The sequence below is a fragment of the uncultured Clostridium sp. genome (genome assembly GCF_963515715.1).
GTDB lineage: Bacteria > Bacillota > Clostridia > Clostridiales > Clostridiaceae > Clostridium_AW.
This window is the reverse complement of the sequence record NZ_CAUPZS010000022.1, coordinates 53,069-71,157: the sequence shown is the minus strand read 5'-3', so window position 1 is coordinate 71,157 and position 18,089 is coordinate 53,069. Positions and strand designations below refer to the sequence as shown.

Below are 18,089 nucleotides of genomic sequence, written 5' to 3'. Positions count from 1 at the left end.
TCGCTTTCACAGAGTGCGATGGGAGTATTACGGATGGTAGTCATCGGATAAAAATTAATAAAATAAAAACACATTGCACTGATAACTATATATTGGTTAATTATTGATAAAATATCCAGAATAATCTAATATATAATTGACTGATAAGAAGCAATTTGTCATGAATATTATCTGAAATACAATACTTTAACAGTAAAAATTGAAAAGGGGTAAAATAATATGGAAATAAAATTATTAGGAAATTGTTCTGTATTACTAAAGAGTAAAAAATCTCAAATAATGCTTGACCCATATTTCAGCAATAGTGGCAATTTACTATATAAGAGGACTACTAATGTTTCAACATATTATAAAGAAATTGAACATCTTGATGCTATTTTGTTAAGTCATAGCCATTTCGACCACATGGATAGTAAGTTCTTAAATAAATTTAAAGATAAATGTACAATATATTCTCCCAAGTGGTCGCTAAATACATTGATGTTTAAGAGTAAATGGATTCAAAAGGGTCAGGAATTTGTTGTAGGGGACTTTTTAATAACTGTTGTACAAGCCAACCATGTATGCCCAGCTGTGGGTTATATTATCAAATCAGAAGGTGCAACTCTGTATTTTGCTGGTGACACTTATTATGGAAAGTTCATGAAAGATATACCTAGAGAGCATGCAATTGATATTGCAATGCTACCTATAACATATTATTTACCTCCAATGACCATGGGAGAATCAGGAGCGTTAAAGTCCTTAAAGGATTTAACTCCTAAAATACTTATACCTATGCATCAAGACATTGCCCCTCGATTACCATTTGCTCATACTAAAGTATCTATAAGTAGGCTTAGTGATAAAATTTTAGAGCAAAATTTACGAACTCAACTTATTCATTTAAAAAACGGTGAATGTTTTAATACAGATATTAATTAGATAAATATTTAATCCTTTATATCTAATAATGAATGGATCTTAGATTACATTAGAATTGACGAATAAATAAAATAGGAGGATTATAAATATATGAAGGAACAATTAGATATTTTAGATAATTACTTAAGAGCAAAAAGGCCTGATTTTTATTCAATGCTCAATGAACCATTAAAAGAAAATCAAATTAAAGCTTTAGAAGAAAAATTTAATATTATTCTACCTAAAGACTTAAAAGAACTTTATCAGTGGAAAAATGGACAAAGGAATGATTGTTATGATTCCTTTGTAAACAATTCAATGTTTATCCCATTAGAAGAGGCGTTGAATTCAGGAAGTGAATTGACTTCAATGATTGGATATGATTTTGACATTGAAAATTGGTGGAATGAAAACTGGATACCAATATTGCATAATGGCGGTGGTGACTACATTTGTTATGATATAAGGGGGATCTTCACCGGTGAGCAAGGGCAGTTGATTGAGTTTTGGCATGCAGATAATGATAGAAACATTATTGCTCCTAATCTTAAATGTTTTATTGAAGCCATAAATGAATTTTATGAAACAAAAGAAGAAAAGGATTTTGATGAGCATTTTGAAATTGGGAATATAAAAGGTTTTCCTAAAAGATTCTACGTGGAATAAAAGTTAACATAGGATTTTTAAATATATTTTTACTATTGTACTAATATGTGCAGCTGTAGATTTATAAGTATTAAGTAAATAAAAGGAGAGACAAGAATTATGAGTGATAAAATAAAAAATAATATAGATACTATAAAGCTTGAAGAATTTCCGCAAGTAGTGGAAGTTTGGGAAGCATCGGTACGGGCAACCCATCATTTTTTAACGGAACAGGATATTCAATTTTTCAAACCTTTAATTCAGAATGAATTTTTGCATATGGTAGAATTGGCATGTATACGTGACGAGAACGATAATATTGTAGGCTTTATAGGGTTAGAAAAAGAGAAAATAGAAATGCTATTTATTCATCCTTTAGTACGTGGAAAAGGAATTGGACAGCAATTAATAATGTATGCCATAAATGTTCTTAATGTAAAATTTGTAGATGTGAATGAGCAGAATGAACAAGCGGTAGGCTTTTACAAACATATGGGATTTGAAGTTATTGGAAGGTCAGAGAGAGACGGTATGAATAAACCTTTCCCATTATTACATATGCAATTATCTGATGATAAAAAATAGTGGTTGCATTTTTTAAAGAAAAAGTTATAGAGTACACTTGAGATAATAGATCATTTACACTTAGAGTAATGTGGTATTAAAAAATTATATTGAAAAATTAGAAGGAGTATTATTATGTATAATTTAGAGGATTTATATAAAGCAATAGCTATTTATCAAGATATAAAACTATAATTAATAATAATGGAAAAACAGCTTTAGATATAGCAAAAGCAAAAGCAAGAGAAGATATAGATAATATAAATTTATTAAAGTAATTTTAAATAGGCTAGGGGATTTGAAATTAAATGATTAAAACAGGAGGGATAAGGTAATGAGAATTGAAAAAATAAAAAATAGAGGGATTTTATTTACACATATTAACCCAGAGTGGAATTTAAATATTTATTTAATTATTGGGAAAAAACAAAATTACATTATTGATACAGGTCTAGGTTCTTTAAGTATTGCTCCAATTAATGAATACTTAAAAAATCATAATAAGCAAACAATTGTAATAAATTCACATCATCATTGGGACCATATTTGGGGAAATAATTCATTGCGAAATAATACAATTATATCTCATAAATTATGTAGTGGAATGATAGAATCAAAATGGGGAGATATGATACAGAAGAATAAGCAATATTGCTATGGTGAGGTTGAAATGTATCTTCCAAATTTGGTTTTTGAAAAAGAACTATATTTTCCAGAAGATAAAATTAAGTTATTTCATACACCTGGACATACATTAGATTCGATAAGTATTTTAGATGAAGAAGAAAAAGTACTTTTTGTTGGAGATAATATTGGCGACAGTATGGATGATATTATTCCAAGTATTTATTGTGATAAGGATGTTTATATTAATACAATGAAAAAATATGAGGAAATGGATTTTGACACCTGCATATCAGGACATAATATAGTCCTTAAAAAAGAAGTGATAGGTGAAATATTAAGTATGATGTAAGAAAAATTCATTTAAGTTTAGAGTATGATAAGGAGAAGCTATATGGTAACGGGAGAATATAGATTTAATAATACTCATTATATTGAAATTAATAAACCATTGATGGGCAACCTATATGCCTCTGCACTATACACTACTAAGGGTAAGTATATATTAGACGACTTCTAATTAACAATAAAAAGTTAGGTGAGAAAACCTAATAGTGCATATAGGAATTGATATGCTCCTCTTTATAGATTTTCTCAAATAAGAAAGTCCTTTATTAAAGGTAAATCAGCTTATGGACGTATATAAGCTGGTTTTTTTAACTTACTTATTATGGTAAAATATAATTGGTAGCATTTGTATTAAGACACATTAATACTGAATACTATTCAAGGGGGGATTTGTTTTATGGAAACATTCGGACGAGGTTGTTTTTACTGCATTATGGGAGTTGTTGTTTTATTAGTAATTTCATTTATAATTCAAAGTACCATTAATATTCCATGGTTTATATTTATTCCTTTAGTAATACTAGCATTTTGGGTTGCAAGCAAAAAGAGTAAAAATAAATAATTGCTTTTGCGTAGAGTTGTAGAAAGCAGTAAGAATAAAAACCTTACTGCTTTTGTATTTAAAATCTATAAATCCTTTATCATATCTATATGAGGAATGGTTTTATAATCATAAGGTTCACCAATGCTCTTATATCCTAATTTTTTATAGAAATCCTCTACTGAAACCCTACCCATTAGAGCGGTTTTAGTGTAGCCTCTTTCTCTAGCTATGTTTTCTATAAAATCCATTAGGTATCTTCCAAGACCAGTTCCCCTATATTCTTTAAATATAGCCACATTTTTTATTCTAGCTGTTTCTTTATCATCTTCTGTTAAGAAAACTGTAGCAATCAATTTATTATCTAAGAAGGCACCATACATATCCATGTTTTTATCGGGGCTTAAATCATCATTTTTAATATCCAGTCCCCAAGGTTTACGAAATACTTCATTTCTAAGATCAACAGTATCCTCATACTCTTTTGAGTCATATGCAATGTTTTTCATAATTATATTCATCATGTATCCCCTATCCTTTATTTAATGTTTAAAAGTTAATTTGATAATTCACATAAATATTATTACTATTCTAATTATATCAACCTTAGACCGGACCAGACAAGGAATTAAATGATTTTTTATTGTATTAATTTTGATATAACAATATAATGATATTATGGATTATACTGTTATTTAATTTGTTTCATCAGAAATATTAGTATATTAAAACTTTTATATTAAAAGGAGATAAGGTATGACAACAGGAGAATATAGATTTAATAATACGGATTATATTGAAATTAATAAACCATTGATGGGCAACCTATATGCCTCTGCACTATACCCCGTTAAGGGTAAGTATATATTAGAGGTTTTAGCACCAAGAAATTTAATGAAATCTAAAAATACTCATGAGTATGAAGAATATGAAGAAACAAATTATAATATTGGGGAACGATGGTCGAAAAATATAGCAGAATTATCGACTTCAAAATGGCCATTGGAAAATGCTAATTATTATATTAAAGTAAATGGTATAAAAGTTGGCGAAAACAAAGGAAATACAACTGGCTACAGATATGAGCCAGAAAATTTTATAGAAAATAAAGTAGAAATAAATATCAATTCAAAAGATATATCTAACTCAAATTTCATTGAAGATATTAATACAAATGAAATATCAAAGAATGGTATAGAGCTATCAGAAATTTCGCAAGAAGAAGCTATAAATAATATTTTTCAGAATGAAGATCTTAAAGAGACTTTGTCATCATTAATGGATTCGTTATCATCCATTGACGATGAAGAGGAATATTTAAAATATGAAGAAGAAAAAGAAAGAAAAGAAAGAGAATTTTTTAATAAATTTAGAAGCCTTATAAATATACCAGATTATTTAAAAAATCAATCTATAATTATTGCAGATTTAATTTATAGAAGTGAAGATATCATACCTATAAATAATATACATAACCTAAAGTTTGTATTCAAAAATTATACAAAACATTACGTGGCACGTATAAATCTTAAATTACCTTTTGGAAAATATCAAAAATCCATTGAGATTCATTCTGAACAATGGGGAGAGTTTACAGACAAAATCCTTATAGAGGGAGTTATTGAAGGGGGAAAAGGAGAGGATTATAGTATTAACATACCTAATGGTAAAAAGGCCATATATGTAATTTATGAAACTATTGATAATGTATCAGTAAAGCCTTTGTTTTACCCAGCAGAATATTTACAGTCTTATGATTCTTCAACTTCTATATTTGATAATACACAGCTATTAAAAGATAAAGGGAAGAATGGTTTTAATAAATATGCGACCTTTGTTGGGTACATAGATGAAAATGCAGCTATAGCAGATTTGGAATTATTTCAATTAGTAGTAACTTATCAGTGCAATAAGGAATTTGTATTGTGGAACAAAGAACAATAATCTAACAGAGTATTATAGTTTATTAAAAAAATTGTTAGAAAAGAACTTATGAATATGAAAAGTTTTGTCACAATACTATGTATGTAATGAAGGGAGAACCGATAATATTGAGAAATTGTGCAATTTATAGTTCCTATTTTGATTTAGATGAATTCTATGAAATTATTGGTAACATTTATAAATCTAAAACTATAAGAATTAATGAGGACAAGACTAACATAAGTGTTATAAATAATAAATTATTCAGTAAGTCAGTAAATAGCTTTAATATTATGACAAGCAAAACTAATCCGGATAAGTTTTCTACAAACATCAATGGAATGTATAATTTTTACGCTCAAGTGCCAGCAAAAAATAATGATATTAAACAAAAATTATTAATGAAGATTACTACTTTGAATATGGCTATTGGTATTTCAAGTGAAAAGGATATATCAGAAGAATTTTACAGGGAACTATTAACTATAGCTAAAAAGTTAGATGGTATTATCTTTTGGGGCTCACAAGAAATGCTAAACAATGATGGAAAATTAATACTTGATTTAGATGGAAATTCTGAAATAGAAGATTTTGTAGTTACCGCACATACTAGTTATTTAGATAAAAACTTAAAGATAACTGATTCTGGGATAAAACGTAAAGAAAGGTCTGAAAAAATTCTTTTAGAGAAAAACATACCATTTATAGAACACTTACCTCCTATAGTTGGAGAGGAAGATGCAAAAATAAGGACTAAAGAAGAGGTTGTTAAGCGTGCTGTAGCTTTATGTATTGTTGCACTTAAGGGTGAATGTCAATTAAGCGGCGAAGACATTAATGTAGAAAAAGAGACTATTTCTAATGTAATAAATATCTTTAGTGCACAGGATTATTTTTCACCAGATGAAATGAAATTTATAAATAATGATGATCCAAAAGAAGAAAATTCCATTCAGTTTGCATGGAGATATGAGTGTCTTTGGACATTACTATGGGCTTTAGGATTTATTGAAAGACTTGAATATCCCGATAAAATATGCGACGTTGCAAAATCTGTAAGTATTTTAAAAAACTTTGAAAACTTCAATGAATTCTTAAATAAATCAAATTTAAGGTCAAAAGAAGAAATACTTGATGAAGCAGATTTAATCTATAGATATGATTGGGCTTGTGTGGATGCAAGAATAAAAGGAATACAAGCTCCTTCAGAATTAGATAGTGGTATAGTAGTTGAAAGACATAAAACTTTAAATTGGCTAATTAATTATATGGATAATGAATGGGATGATGTTGGAACAGATACATAATTTTAAAAAATCGAGGAGGAGTAGTGTATGATTATTACGCCTAACTTACATTTTAATGGAGAATGTGAACAGGCATTGAAGTTATATGAAAAAGTATTTAGAGGCAGGATAACTACATTGATGCATTATAGTGATGCAGACCCATCTGATTTATCCAATTTATTATCAGAAAAAGAGCAAGGATATGTATATCATGCAGAGATGATAATTGGTAGTCAGCGATTTATGTTCTCAGATTCTTTAGATAAAATTCCATTTGGTAGGAATTTATCTATTGTTGTTACTTTTGAATCTGTAGATGAGGTAAAGGATGCCTATTCAATGTTAAGTATTGGGGGGAGCGATATCGTACCACTAAAGGAAACTACATATAGTACTTGTATGGTATCATTAGTGGACAGGTTTGGTGTGAGATGGGAGCTTATGACAGAGAACAACTCCTAACTGATTTACATTTTATGAGTGCAGAAAAGATATTTCCTGGGTAATTAGAGCTTTAATACATGATGGTTTAGGATATATGAGAAGGATTTGGATTTAAATGATAATAAAAAGGCTTACCTTATGGTGAGCCTTTTTATCTATGCAAATTCTTTTTCCACAGTTGTTTTATATTCTAAATCAATATTATTTTGCCAATTACCTTTTCTGTAAGTTATAAATCCAAGAATATCTGCTAAAACCCATCCAATAGGTATGGACCACCAAATACCCTTTTGACCAATAAATGAAATAGAAGAAAGTGTGTATGCCATTAGTACACGAGTACCAAGAGAGACTATTGTTAATACTACAGACATTTTAAGATTGCCTACTCCTCTAAAGAAACCATAGAACATAAAAAGAAATCCAATTAACATATAAAACATTCCAACTACAGATATATATTCAATGCCAGTTTGTATTACTTTTACTTCACTGGAGTCAATAAATATTTTCATAAGATATTCTGATGACATTAGAATCAAAATGGATGAAATAATGCAGAAAACAACAATTGTTTTAATGGCAGATTTTACTCCTTGCTTTACCCTTTCTGTTTCACCTGCTCCTACGTTTTGGGCTACATAAGTTGAGAAGGCGTTACCAAAATCTTGAACAGGAAGGTATGCAAGTGAATCAATCTTTCCAGCGGCAGTAAAGGCTGCTATTACATCTGCACCAAATGTGTTTACAAGGCCTTGTACAGCTACCATTCCTATAGACATAATAGATTGTTGCATAGAAGTTAAGAAACTATACTTTGCTATAACCGGAAAAATTGTACGATCAAATACAAATTCTTTTCTCTTCATTTTTAGTATGGGAACCTTTGAAAAAGCATATATTAAACTTAAAATTGAAGCAACAGCCTGGGATATAACCGTAGCATATGCAACTCCTGTAACGCCCATTTTGAAATTTAAAACAAATACAAGATCCAATACAATATTGATAATAGAAGCAATAACTAAAAAATATAAGGATGTTTTTGAGTCACCTAATGCTCTTAAAAGTGACGCTGATGCATTATATAAAAATGTAAATATTAATCCAGCAAAAACAATCTGAAGATAAGAAGTAGAGTCTTTTAATATTTCAGCTGGAGTTTTAATCAGTACTAAAAGGGGTTCTGTAAATAAAAATGTTAAAACTGATAAAAATATAGTAAATATAAACATAAAAATAAAAGATGTTGAAACTACACGTTTTAAACCTTCATAGTCTTCAGCACCAAAATATTGAGAAATCACAATAGAACTTCCCATACATAGTCCAATTATTAATAAAGTAATGAAGTTCATAAGGGAAAAAGATGAACCGACAGCAGCAAGGGCATTTTTACCTACAAATCTACCAACTACAATAGAATCAACCATATTGTATACTTGCTGAAATATGTTTCCGATAAGCATTGGAAATGCAAAGCTTAATATAAGTTTTGTTGGATTTCCTTTTTTCATATCTATTACCATAGTGAGTATACTCCTTTGTCGCAAAATAATGTCTTTTCATAATAAAAATATTAATAATTTAATATAATTCATTACATAAATATATCACCTTATTTTTAGGTGATTAAATATATGATAACATATAAATGAATATATGGAAAATCTGCCTATTGATATTAGAGAATTAGGATATAAAGGTATAGGAAAGGAAAAATATTAGATTTGGTTAATTAAATTTTTACTGAGATTTATGTCCGAATTCTCTAATTATTTTTTAATATGCTTGGCAAATGATAAGAAAAAGATATATTATTAATACATATTAATTATTAAGGTATCTTAACAATGGAGGTTGCTAAAATGAATGAGGAACTTATTCAATATGTAAAAGAGATGAGAGAAGCAGACTATGCATGTAGCATGATGTTATTACAGGAATATAGAGAATTAATGGATGATGAAATAACAACAAAGCAAGGTGTTTTGCTTGAGTTGGTATATAAACATGGAAGTCTCAATATAAGTGAAATTGCTGAAGCTATGGAAATTACATCTAGTGCAGTTAGTCAAATTGTCAGTAAACTAGAAAAAGAAGGATATATAAAGCGAGAAATTAATCCTAGTAATCGTAGAGAGATCTTTGTTGAAATGGATACAAAAGGTGTTGAGTATTTTAAAAGATACGAAGAGGTTGAACGTTCTATTATTAATCGCTTTTACTCAAAACTGGATTGGGATGAGATTGTAGTTTTAAGAAAACTTTCACTAAAATTTAAGAGGGCTATTGAAAAAGAACTACAACAAAAATAATTTTTTTTACTCTTTAATTAAGTAAACTAAAATGTTTATATTTCTAAAGCAAAAAACTAAAATATTTCTATTGAAAAATTATATAAGTATCTTTATATATTCTTAAAATGTTTTATTAGTTATTTTGTTTTAAATGTTTAATTCAAAGGGGGAATTTTTATGAATAAAAAACAAGAAAAACTTCATAATTTATTTATGGATTTAGCTGAGAAAAGCCAATTTAATGGAGCAGTTTTAGTAGCAGATGGTGGAGAAATAATTTATAAAGAAGCCTTTGGTATTGCAGATACATCAACTAATCGTACACTGACCGCTGATTCTGTATTTGAATTAGCCTCTGTATCTAAGCCATTCACTGCCATGGGAATTATGATTTTAAAGGAACAAGGGAAACTTGACTATGAAGACTTGATTGAGCAATGGATTCCGGATTTTCCTTACAAGGGAATTACAATCAGACAACTTCTTAATCATACATCCGGTTTGCCAGATTACTCTGTTCTCTTTCTAGAAAAATGGAATTATAATAAGATTGCTAATAATGAAAATGTATTAGAAATGCTAAAAAAATATAAACCATCTATGTATTTTCAACCTAATGAAAAGTGGGAGTATAGTAATACCGGATATGTTATTCTTGCTTTGATTATAGAAAGAGTAACAGGGATGAGTTTCGAGAAATATATGGCTAAATACATCTTTCAGCCACTTGGTATGAAGAATTCAAGAGTATATAACCGTAGATATCGCCAAGAAGAAATATTTGATTATGCTTATGGATATGTGTACTCTCATGAGTCAGAGACATATGAGCTTCCAGATAAATTAGATGGAACAGAATATGTTGTATTCTTAGATGGAATGCAGGGAGATGGAATGATAAGTTCAAATCTTGAAGATCTATTTATTTGGGATAGAGCATTATATTCAGAAAAGCTAGTGACTAGAGAAAAATTAGAAGAAGCTTTTGCACCGGTATGTTTAAATAATAAAAAAACCTTTGACTATGGATTTGGATGGATTATTGATTATGACGATGATATGGGAAGGATAGTTAGTCATAGTGGTGGATGGCCAGGATATAACACTTATTTATTTCGTTATATAGATGAGGATAAAACAATTATATATCTATGCAATTTTGAACAAAATATAGGCTTTCAACAAGAAACCATTTTAGCAGTACAGCAAATCTTGTTTGATAAACCATATGTCATTCCAGAAGTTCCTAAGGAAAAAGAAGTAGCAAATATAGATAAAAGTGTTTATGACCAATATATAGGCACATATCTTTTAGCTCCTGAGTTGAAAATAATAGTTACAAAAAAAGATGAAAAACTATTTTTTCAAATGTTAATGCGACCACCATATGAATTGCTACCTTTATCAGAGACAAGGTTTTTTATAAAACATGCTTTAGTTGAAGTGGAGTTTTTAAAAGATGAAAAAGGAAAAGTTTGTGAGTTAGTTATTTATCAATCTGGTGGTGAAAAAGCAATTCGAATTGATTAAAAAATTCTCTTATGTAATTCTAAACCAAGAAATTAAGAGGGTTGTTGATATAATACTTATCAATAACTCTTTTAATTTTGAGCTTTAAATTTCCATATATCTCTGTAAAATAGCTCAATATATTGAAAATTAAGGATTAAAAGTTATATACTATAAACTAGGGATAAATTATAAAATTACAGCTCTTGCAGCTAATTAATAGTAAATTATTTAAGATTGTTAGAACTTTATAGAGGGGAATTTAAATATGGAATTATTACAGTTTGTTATAAATCTATTAATATATTTCTTATACAGAACTAGTATTAATTTCTTTGTTTTTGGGGTAGGAATATATTTTATTTTTAGAAAAAGTAAAACTAAAAAACAAATTATTATATTAGATGTTGCTTTTTCCAGTACTATAGCCATTGCAAATGTAATAGATAAACTTGTAACTACTAATCCAATAAACAATATAGTCACTTTAATTATCTTATTTGTATCTATTTTAATTGTTGATATTGCTATGATCTATATTACTGAATATATGTTTAATCATAAAAAAATTAATAAAAAATATTTAATATTTAACTCCCTTATTATAAGTATAGTATTAATGCTTGTTATTATTTTGAAAAAAGAATTTTTCTAGATATAAAAAATTGTTCTTTATATAATTATTTTAAATTTTGTATAGCTTAGGGGGAACTATGGAAAAAGGAATTGGAAATAAAGGAGAAGAGTCGGACTTAGTTATTAACTTGGGAACTGAGAAAAGATTAGGAGAAAAGCTGTGGAATATAAATTTTATTTTATTACTGCAAGGCCAATTAGTATCAATTTTTGGCAATACAGTTTATGATATAGCACTTAGATTTTGGATTCTTGATAAGACAGGCTCAACAGCATTAATGGGAGCACTTATGGCGGCTACTGTTTTACCTGAAGTTTTTATATCCCCATTTGCAGGGGCATTTATTGATAGGCATGACAGAAAGAAAATATTAGTTATTACAGATGCTATTAGTGGGCTATCCATAGTTCTTGTAGGAATAGCAGCAATAACAGGAGTCTTAAAAGTATGGATGATTCTTCTAGTTGGTATTATTGTGGGTATATGCAGTTGCTTTTTTAATCCAACCATTGATTCATCAATACCAGACATCGTTCCGAAATCTAAATTACTAAAAGCAAACTCAACATTTTCTTTAATGACTACAGGAAATGATATAACAGGATATGCTTTTGGAAGTTTTTTAGTTCAAATTATTGGAGCACCTATAGTATTTTTATTAAATGGAATAAGCTTCTTATTCTCAGCTGCTACTGAATATTTTATTAAAATACCTAAAATTGAAATATCCCTAGAAGACTCAAGTTTTTGGGAGGATATGAAGGCGGGAATAAATTTTGTAAAAAACGCGAAGGGGCTAAAATATCTTTATATAACAATTTCTTTTTTAAACTTTTGTGCTTCAATGTCAATAACTCTTACACTACCTTGGTTTAAAATGAATAATCAACTTGGCATAGGTCAGTATGGAATAGCAATGGCAATTAATACATTTGGAATGTTTCTTGGATTTACTAGCTTATCTATATTGGAGCTAAAAAAGGAAAATAAATTTTATGCCTTCATATGGAGTGGAATTACAACGGCTATCACAATGATAATTTTCTCCATTACTTTAAACTTTCATTTAATTGCTGTTTTGTTTTTTATTAATGGATTTTCTATAGCTATAACAAATTCATTAATTCAATCAAGTATGCAAAATAGCGTGCCTTCAAATATGAGATCAAAAGTATTTGCATTTAGCCGTACTTTGTCATCTGCTTTAATGCCATTAGGTATGGTGATTGCTGGAGTTTTAGGTGAAAAAATAAATATAAATATAGTTATTTTTGCTGATTATGCTATGTACCTAGTATTATTTATCTATCTTTCATTCTTATCAAAGGTAAAAAAAATAATTAATATATAGTAAATGTTTAAATGGTATAATTGGTAGAATGTAAAATCTTATGCTTTATATACTGTAAGGAGGACTTTAAATGGAAAGTAAATTAAAAAACCAGATTGAAATTAATGAGTTTGATGAAAAAGCAAAACAATGGAATAGCAATATACCAAAGAGAAATTATGATGTAGCCTTTGACTTTATTGAGAAGTTTAACATTGAAAAAAATGACACAGTTTTAGATGTAGCTTGTGGAACTGGAATTCTTTTTTCTATTCTTAAAGACAAAAATCTTTCCAAATATATTGCAATAGATATATCAGAAAATATGGTAAATGAATTTCTTAATATTTATCCAGAAGTGGATGTTAGACAAGCAGACTTTGAAACCATAGTGTCATTTGAGAATCCTTTTGATTATATAATTATTTATAATAGTATACCTCATTTTAATAATCTAGATATGGTCTTTAAAAATGCTTATAATAATTTAAAAATAGGTGGGAAATTTATTATCGCCCATTCTAAAACAAGAGATGGTTTAAAAGAACATCATAAAAATATAGGATATGTTTCTGATAAAAAGGAACCTATACCAGAAGACGTTACATTATTAGAGCTTTCAAATAAATATAATTTTAAAAACATTAAAATAGATGATAGTGATTATTTTTGTTTTTCCTGTGAACGAGAGTAGAAGTGTATGTAAATAAAAGCTGATAATAGAAAATTTCTTTAGATAATTAATTTATAATAAATACAAAGAGGAGAAATAATTATGGGATTTGACATAACATTTCATCCAATTACAAGGGAGGAATTAAAAACTTTTGTATTTGATGTTATTGAAAAGCCAAGCTTAGCAGAAGAAAGAGCGTTAATGATATCAAAAGACGATAATAAGCAAGAGAGTATTAAAAACATATATATGAGATTAGAAGAATTCAGAGATGAATTGCTTAATGGAGAGTGTGAATTTGGAGAATCCTATGGATTTGCCGCTGCAGCAATAGCGGGATATATTCACCCATATTGGTATTCAAGACAAGGATGTATAAGTTTTATTTGTATGGAAGAAAGCGAGAGTCAAAGAATATCTAATAAACTATTAAATAACAGTAAGAAAACATTTAATGGACTACTAGAAAGTTTAGTGGAACTTTCACCAGATACATTTAAGGAAATTGAAGATGAAGGCGATGGATTAATAACTAGAAACTATTGTGGAGGCGGGTATATAGATAATTCTAAGTTGAGTTATTTAAAAGAGTTAATAGAAGATCCTGCCTATGAAAATTTAGTTTCAAGAATAATGGATGAGGACAATTTAAAAGCATTAAAACATGTAATTAATTATGCATTATTGCACAACACTGGAATATTAGAGGCCTCTGATATAATAGTTCCTGTGAGCAATGAATGTTATTCTGATTTTAACAATTTAAGGGCTGATTTTAAGAACACAGATAATGACTATAGTAACTCTAGAGAAGTATAATTATAGCTATATTACATGATTAATAAAATTAATGGAGGATGGATATAGGTGTGAATGGAGAAAGTCAGGTAAGAATAATAGAAGTAGTTCCACATGACCCTAAATGGAAAGAAGAATATTTAAGAGAATCAAAAATAATACATAATATAATGAAGGAAGAAATAATTCAAATTCACCATATTGGTAGTACAGCCATTCCAGGGATAGAGGCAAAACCTATAATAGATATTTTAATTGAAGTTAAAGATATAAATAATGTTGATAAGTATAATAATGAAATGGAGAGTTTAGGATATATACCTAAAGGAGAATACAGAATAAAAGGTCGTAGATTCCTTTTAAAAGGATTGTATAATAGAACACATCACATTCATATTTTTCAAAGCGGAAATTCAGAAATACACAGGCACATAAATTTTAGAGACTATCTAGTGGCTCATCCTAAAGAAGCAAATCAATACAGTGAATTAAAGAATGAATTGGCTAAAAAGTTTAAATATGATATTGAAGCTTATTGTAATGGGAAAGATGCATTCATAAAGGAGATAGATAAAAAAGCGGAAAAATGGGCAAAGGGAAATAAGTGAAAATAGAAAGTTGGAGAATAGCAATGGGATTAATAGATAAATTTTTTGGTAGAAAAGAAAATAAAAATGAGCTTAATCAACATAAAGAAGAGAATGAAGATAAAGATTTAAATTTAGAAGATAAACCAACACTAATAATGGTATTTGATAACCTTCCTATAATAGATGGAAAAAACCTAAGTGAAAGAATAGAGAAAATAGAAAAAATAAATGCAGGGGTAGAAGTTACAGCAGAAGAGGAATTGAACAATGGAGAAGCATTGTTGGCTGTGATTGAATTTGATGATCACAAGATAAAATTAGTTGGATTTAATGCTCCTTTGCCAGATGACGTTATCAATTATACTGTGGATTGTTCTTATTGGAAGCCAGAGGATAAAGATAATATTAGAAATCATAAAGCGCATATAATTTGCTACTATGATGGACAAAATCTAGATCCTTCAGAAAAATACATAGCTTTATATAAAGTAATATATGGCTTTAAGGAAAAAGGATTAGTAGGGATTATTAATGAAGATGCCTGGACATGTCAGCCAGCATATGTTGTTGAAGATTTAGTTACTAAAGAAATGTTGATGGAATCTAGGGAAGTACCACCGCTAATGTTATGGACAAATTTTATTAAGATGCCAATGGAATATGGAACTTGGATGTTTACAAAAGGTAATCACATATTTGGAGTAAATGATTTTGCATATTTAGGTGATATTAAAGAAGCATCTGAAATAAATGAAATATTTAATAATATATTTTATTATATCTATGAAAATCAAGCTATAGTGGAAAGTGGACATACATTGCAAATAGAAGAAGAGGTTTATTTAAAATTTAGAGATGTGTATAGGGAAAAGGAGTATTTGGAAAGTCCATTAGGTACGTTAGTTATAGAAAAAATAAATGAAAGTGAAATAAATAAAAAATAGAATGTCAAATTAAGTTATAGGGAGGAATATGAATATGGAATCCATTGAAAATTTTGAATATGGCAATTTAGATGAATGCTCAAATTTATTCATAGCAGCATTTAATGCAGAGCCTTGGAATGATAAATGGAGCTTCAACACTGCTCGTAAGAGATTAGAAGATATATATATAACACCTAATTTTAAAGGATTAGTTTATAAGAAAGACAATAAAATAGTAGGGGTAATTATGGGGAACTATGAGCAATGGTATGATGGATTCCACTATAACATAAAAGAGTTTTTTATAGATACAAACATTCAGAAAAATGGAATTGGAAGTAAAATATTAAAATGTTTAGAAAAACATTTAAAAGAAACAGGTGTGAATTATATACATTTGCTTACAGCAAAATCCGATAAAACAGAGGGATTCTATAGAAGAAATGAGTATGAAATACATGACAAAATGATAATTATGAGCAAAGATATATAATTATAAATTTAAAATATATAAATAAATGCATAGATAAATATGTAAATGAGAGGGCGGAAATCATGGCTGTAAGAGAAATACTTTTATTAGGAAATGAAAATTTATATAAGGTTTGTAAGGAGGTTTCAGGGGATGAACTTCATAAGGCAAAGAAAATAATTGAAGATTTACATGATACAATGATGGAGTTCAGAGATAAATATGGCTTTGGAAGAGCTATAGCAGCACCACAGATAAATGAGCTTTATAGAATAATATATATGAATTTTGATGATAATTCTATAGCATTTATAAATCCTAGACTTGAATTTATAGAGGATGATAAATTTGAAATGTGGGATGATTGCATGAGCTATCCAGGCTTAGAAGTTAAGTTATATAGATATAGAAAGTGTAAAGTTTATTATAAAGACTTAGAGTGGAATGATTGCATTTTAGAGTTTGAAGGTGATTTATCAGAATTGATACAACATGAATATGACCATTTAGATGGTATATTAGCGGTACAGAGGGCAATTGATAATAAATCTTTTAGGATAAATAAAGATAAATCGGGATGTTTTTAAATAAAGATAATTAAATAACTATAATTTATTAGGAGAGAGAATTTATGAATGAAGCAAAATTACAACGTCAATGGATGAAATCTAATTTTACAGAATGGGATGACATAAAGTCCGATCAGGAAAAGAAATTACCTCAACCTCCGTTAGAAAAATCTTATAATGGAAGTGATGAGCTTATAGATTTGCCTGAGATAAGTGAAGAAATTTTAAAGAAAACAAATATATTAACTATTATTAAAGATAGAAAAAGCCATAGAAGGCATACAGAAGAGAGTTTATCACTAGAAGAGTTATCTTTTCTTCTTTGGGCAACGCAAGGAGTGAAGAAGGTTTCAGCTAATAATTATGCTAGCATGAGAACTGTACCTTCTGGAGGAGCAAGACACCCCTTTGAAACATATTTAGTTATAAATCGAGTTGAAGGATTAAAAAATGGAGTATATCGTTACTTAGCTTTAAGCCATAAATTAATTTTTCTTTTTCATGAGGAAAATTTAGAGGGGAAATTAACAGAATTAACACTTGGTCAGTCCTTTGTAGGAAAAAGTGCTGCAACATTTATATGGAGTTGCATTCCTTATAGAGGAGAGTGGAGATACCATGTTTCAGCACACAAGACCATGTTACTAGATGCAGGACATGTATGCCAAAATCTCTATCTTGCATGTGAGGCCATTGGTTGTAGAACATGCGCCATAGGTGCCTATGACCAACCTGCCATAGATAAATTTTTAAGAATTGATGGTGAGGATGAATTTGTAGTTTATATAGCACCAGTAGGAAAAATATAATCGGATAAAAAGCTGTCTCAAAATAGAAAGCAATTTCTAAAGCGAGACAGCTTTCTTAAAATTATCAATGAATTAAAGAAATCTTTAAGAAATTTTAAGAAATTAATAAAATTTATATGATAAAATGTAGGTATGAAACTATAATTGGATATATTTGCATTTTACATATAAAAGATATGTTATATGGAGGAA

22 protein-coding genes are annotated in these 18,089 nt (G+C 28.5%); 20 read left to right on the top strand and 2 right to left on the bottom strand.

What is annotated here, in order from left to right; genetic code table 11:
• Positions 1–219: 219 nt before the first annotated feature.
• The 6 genes from RYO54_RS14645 (at position 220) to RYO54_RS14620 (ending at position 3,646) form a co-directional block, all read left to right on the top strand.
• Positions 220–924, top strand: coding sequence for an MBL fold metallo-hydrolase (locus RYO54_RS14645; RefSeq protein ID WP_315120291.1), 705 nt, complete (start codon positions 220–222; stop codon positions 922–924).
• Between the two features lie 90 nt (positions 925–1,014).
• Positions 1,015–1,569, top strand: coding sequence for an SMI1/KNR4 family protein (locus tag RYO54_RS14640; protein ID WP_315120289.1), 555 nt, complete (start codon positions 1,015–1,017; stop codon positions 1,567–1,569).
• A 99-nt stretch (positions 1,570–1,668) separates the two neighbouring features.
• Positions 1,669–2,133, top strand: a complete 465-nt coding sequence (locus RYO54_RS14635) for an acetyltransferase (RefSeq protein ID WP_315120287.1) — start codon at positions 1,669–1,671, stop codon at positions 2,131–2,133.
• A gap of 313 nt (positions 2,134–2,446) precedes the next feature.
• Complete coding sequence (locus RYO54_RS14630; protein ID WP_315120285.1) at positions 2,447–3,088, top strand: MBL fold metallo-hydrolase; 642 nt, start codon at positions 2,447–2,449, stop codon at positions 3,086–3,088.
• A gap of 42 nt (positions 3,089–3,130) precedes the next feature.
• Positions 3,131–3,256, top strand: a complete 126-nt coding sequence (locus RYO54_RS14625) for a hypothetical protein (protein WP_315120283.1) — start codon at positions 3,131–3,133, stop codon at positions 3,254–3,256.
• A gap of 225 nt (positions 3,257–3,481) precedes the next feature.
• Positions 3,482–3,646, top strand: coding sequence for a hypothetical protein (locus RYO54_RS14620; protein ID WP_216438102.1), 165 nt, complete (start codon positions 3,482–3,484; stop codon positions 3,644–3,646).
• Between the two features lie 65 nt (positions 3,647–3,711).
• Here the strand turns inward: RYO54_RS14620 and RYO54_RS14615 are convergent, their stop codons facing one another.
• On the bottom strand, positions 3,712–4,134 hold the full coding sequence (locus RYO54_RS14615) for a GNAT family N-acetyltransferase (RefSeq protein ID WP_315120275.1): 423 nt from the start codon (positions 4,132–4,134) through the stop codon (positions 3,712–3,714).
• 247 nt (positions 4,135–4,381) lie between these two features.
• Here RYO54_RS14615 and RYO54_RS14610 point away from each other — a divergent pair, with 247 nt between their 5' ends.
• The 3 genes from RYO54_RS14610 to RYO54_RS14600 all read left to right on the top strand — a co-directional run bounded on the left by RYO54_RS14610 (position 4,382) and on the right by RYO54_RS14600 (position 7,299).
• A complete protein-coding gene (locus RYO54_RS14610) occupies positions 4,382–5,569 on the top strand; it encodes a hypothetical protein (protein WP_315120274.1) in 1,188 nt (395 codons plus the stop codon).
• A gap of 107 nt (positions 5,570–5,676) precedes the next feature.
• Positions 5,677–6,855, top strand: a complete 1,179-nt coding sequence (locus RYO54_RS14605) for a DUF4272 domain-containing protein (protein WP_315120271.1) — start codon at positions 5,677–5,679, stop codon at positions 6,853–6,855.
• 27 nt (positions 6,856–6,882) lie between these two features.
• Positions 6,883–7,299, top strand: a complete 417-nt coding sequence (locus RYO54_RS14600) for a VOC family protein (RefSeq protein WP_315120268.1) — start codon at positions 6,883–6,885, stop codon at positions 7,297–7,299.
• Between the two features lie 137 nt (positions 7,300–7,436).
• Here RYO54_RS14600 and RYO54_RS14595 read toward each other — a convergent pair whose 3' ends face one another.
• Positions 7,437–8,810, bottom strand: a complete 1,374-nt coding sequence (locus tag RYO54_RS14595) for an MATE family efflux transporter (protein ID WP_315120266.1) — start codon at positions 8,808–8,810, stop codon at positions 7,437–7,439.
• A gap of 339 nt (positions 8,811–9,149) precedes the next feature.
• Between RYO54_RS14595 and RYO54_RS14590 the strand changes: the two genes are divergently transcribed.
• The 11 genes from RYO54_RS14590 to RYO54_RS14540 all read left to right on the top strand — a co-directional run bounded on the left by RYO54_RS14590 (position 9,150) and on the right by RYO54_RS14540 (position 17,897).
• Positions 9,150–9,599 carry a MarR family transcriptional regulator gene (locus RYO54_RS14590; RefSeq protein ID WP_315120264.1) on the top strand — a complete coding sequence of 150 codons (450 nt, stop codon included), beginning with the start codon at positions 9,150–9,152 and terminating at the stop codon, positions 9,597–9,599.
• 159 nt (positions 9,600–9,758) lie between these two features.
• Positions 9,759–11,111: a serine hydrolase gene (locus tag RYO54_RS14585; protein ID WP_315120261.1), complete on the top strand. Its 1,353-nt coding sequence runs from the start codon at positions 9,759–9,761 to the stop codon at positions 11,109–11,111.
• Positions 11,112–11,358: 247 nt separating this feature from the next.
• The gene (locus tag RYO54_RS14580) at positions 11,359–11,745 is read left to right on the top strand and encodes a hypothetical protein (RefSeq protein ID WP_315120258.1); all 387 of its coding nucleotides are present in this window, start codon (positions 11,359–11,361) and stop codon (positions 11,743–11,745) included.
• Between the two features lie 58 nt (positions 11,746–11,803).
• Positions 11,804–13,078 (top strand): MFS transporter, encoded by a 1,275-nt coding sequence (locus tag RYO54_RS14575; RefSeq protein ID WP_315120257.1) that lies wholly within the window; start codon positions 11,804–11,806, stop codon positions 13,076–13,078.
• Between the two features lie 70 nt (positions 13,079–13,148).
• Entirely contained in the window at positions 13,149–13,751 is a 603-nt protein-coding gene (locus RYO54_RS14570; RefSeq protein ID WP_315120255.1) for a class I SAM-dependent methyltransferase, read from the top strand.
• Between the two features lie 81 nt (positions 13,752–13,832).
• Complete coding sequence (locus tag RYO54_RS14565) at positions 13,833–14,552, top strand: hypothetical protein (protein ID WP_315120252.1); 720 nt, start codon at positions 13,833–13,835, stop codon at positions 14,550–14,552.
• A 50-nt stretch (positions 14,553–14,602) separates the two neighbouring features.
• Positions 14,603–15,139 carry a GrpB family protein gene (locus tag RYO54_RS14560; RefSeq protein WP_315120250.1) on the top strand — a complete coding sequence of 179 codons (537 nt, stop codon included), beginning with the start codon at positions 14,603–14,605 and terminating at the stop codon, positions 15,137–15,139.
• Positions 15,136–16,065, top strand: a complete 930-nt coding sequence (locus RYO54_RS14555) for a DUF4261 domain-containing protein (protein ID WP_315120247.1) — start codon at positions 15,136–15,138, stop codon at positions 16,063–16,065. The genes RYO54_RS14560 and RYO54_RS14555 overlap by 4 nt, the downstream gene beginning before the upstream one ends.
• A gap of 34 nt (positions 16,066–16,099) precedes the next feature.
• Positions 16,100–16,540, top strand: coding sequence for a GNAT family N-acetyltransferase (locus RYO54_RS14550; protein ID WP_315120242.1), 441 nt, complete (start codon positions 16,100–16,102; stop codon positions 16,538–16,540).
• A 62-nt stretch (positions 16,541–16,602) separates the two neighbouring features.
• Positions 16,603–17,106 carry a peptide deformylase gene (locus tag RYO54_RS14545; protein WP_315120240.1) on the top strand — a complete coding sequence of 168 codons (504 nt, stop codon included), beginning with the start codon at positions 16,603–16,605 and terminating at the stop codon, positions 17,104–17,106.
• Positions 17,107–17,150: 44 nt separating this feature from the next.
• Positions 17,151–17,897 carry a SagB/ThcOx family dehydrogenase gene (locus RYO54_RS14540; protein ID WP_315120238.1) on the top strand — a complete coding sequence of 249 codons (747 nt, stop codon included), beginning with the start codon at positions 17,151–17,153 and terminating at the stop codon, positions 17,895–17,897.
• Positions 17,898–18,089 lie beyond the last annotated feature (192 nt).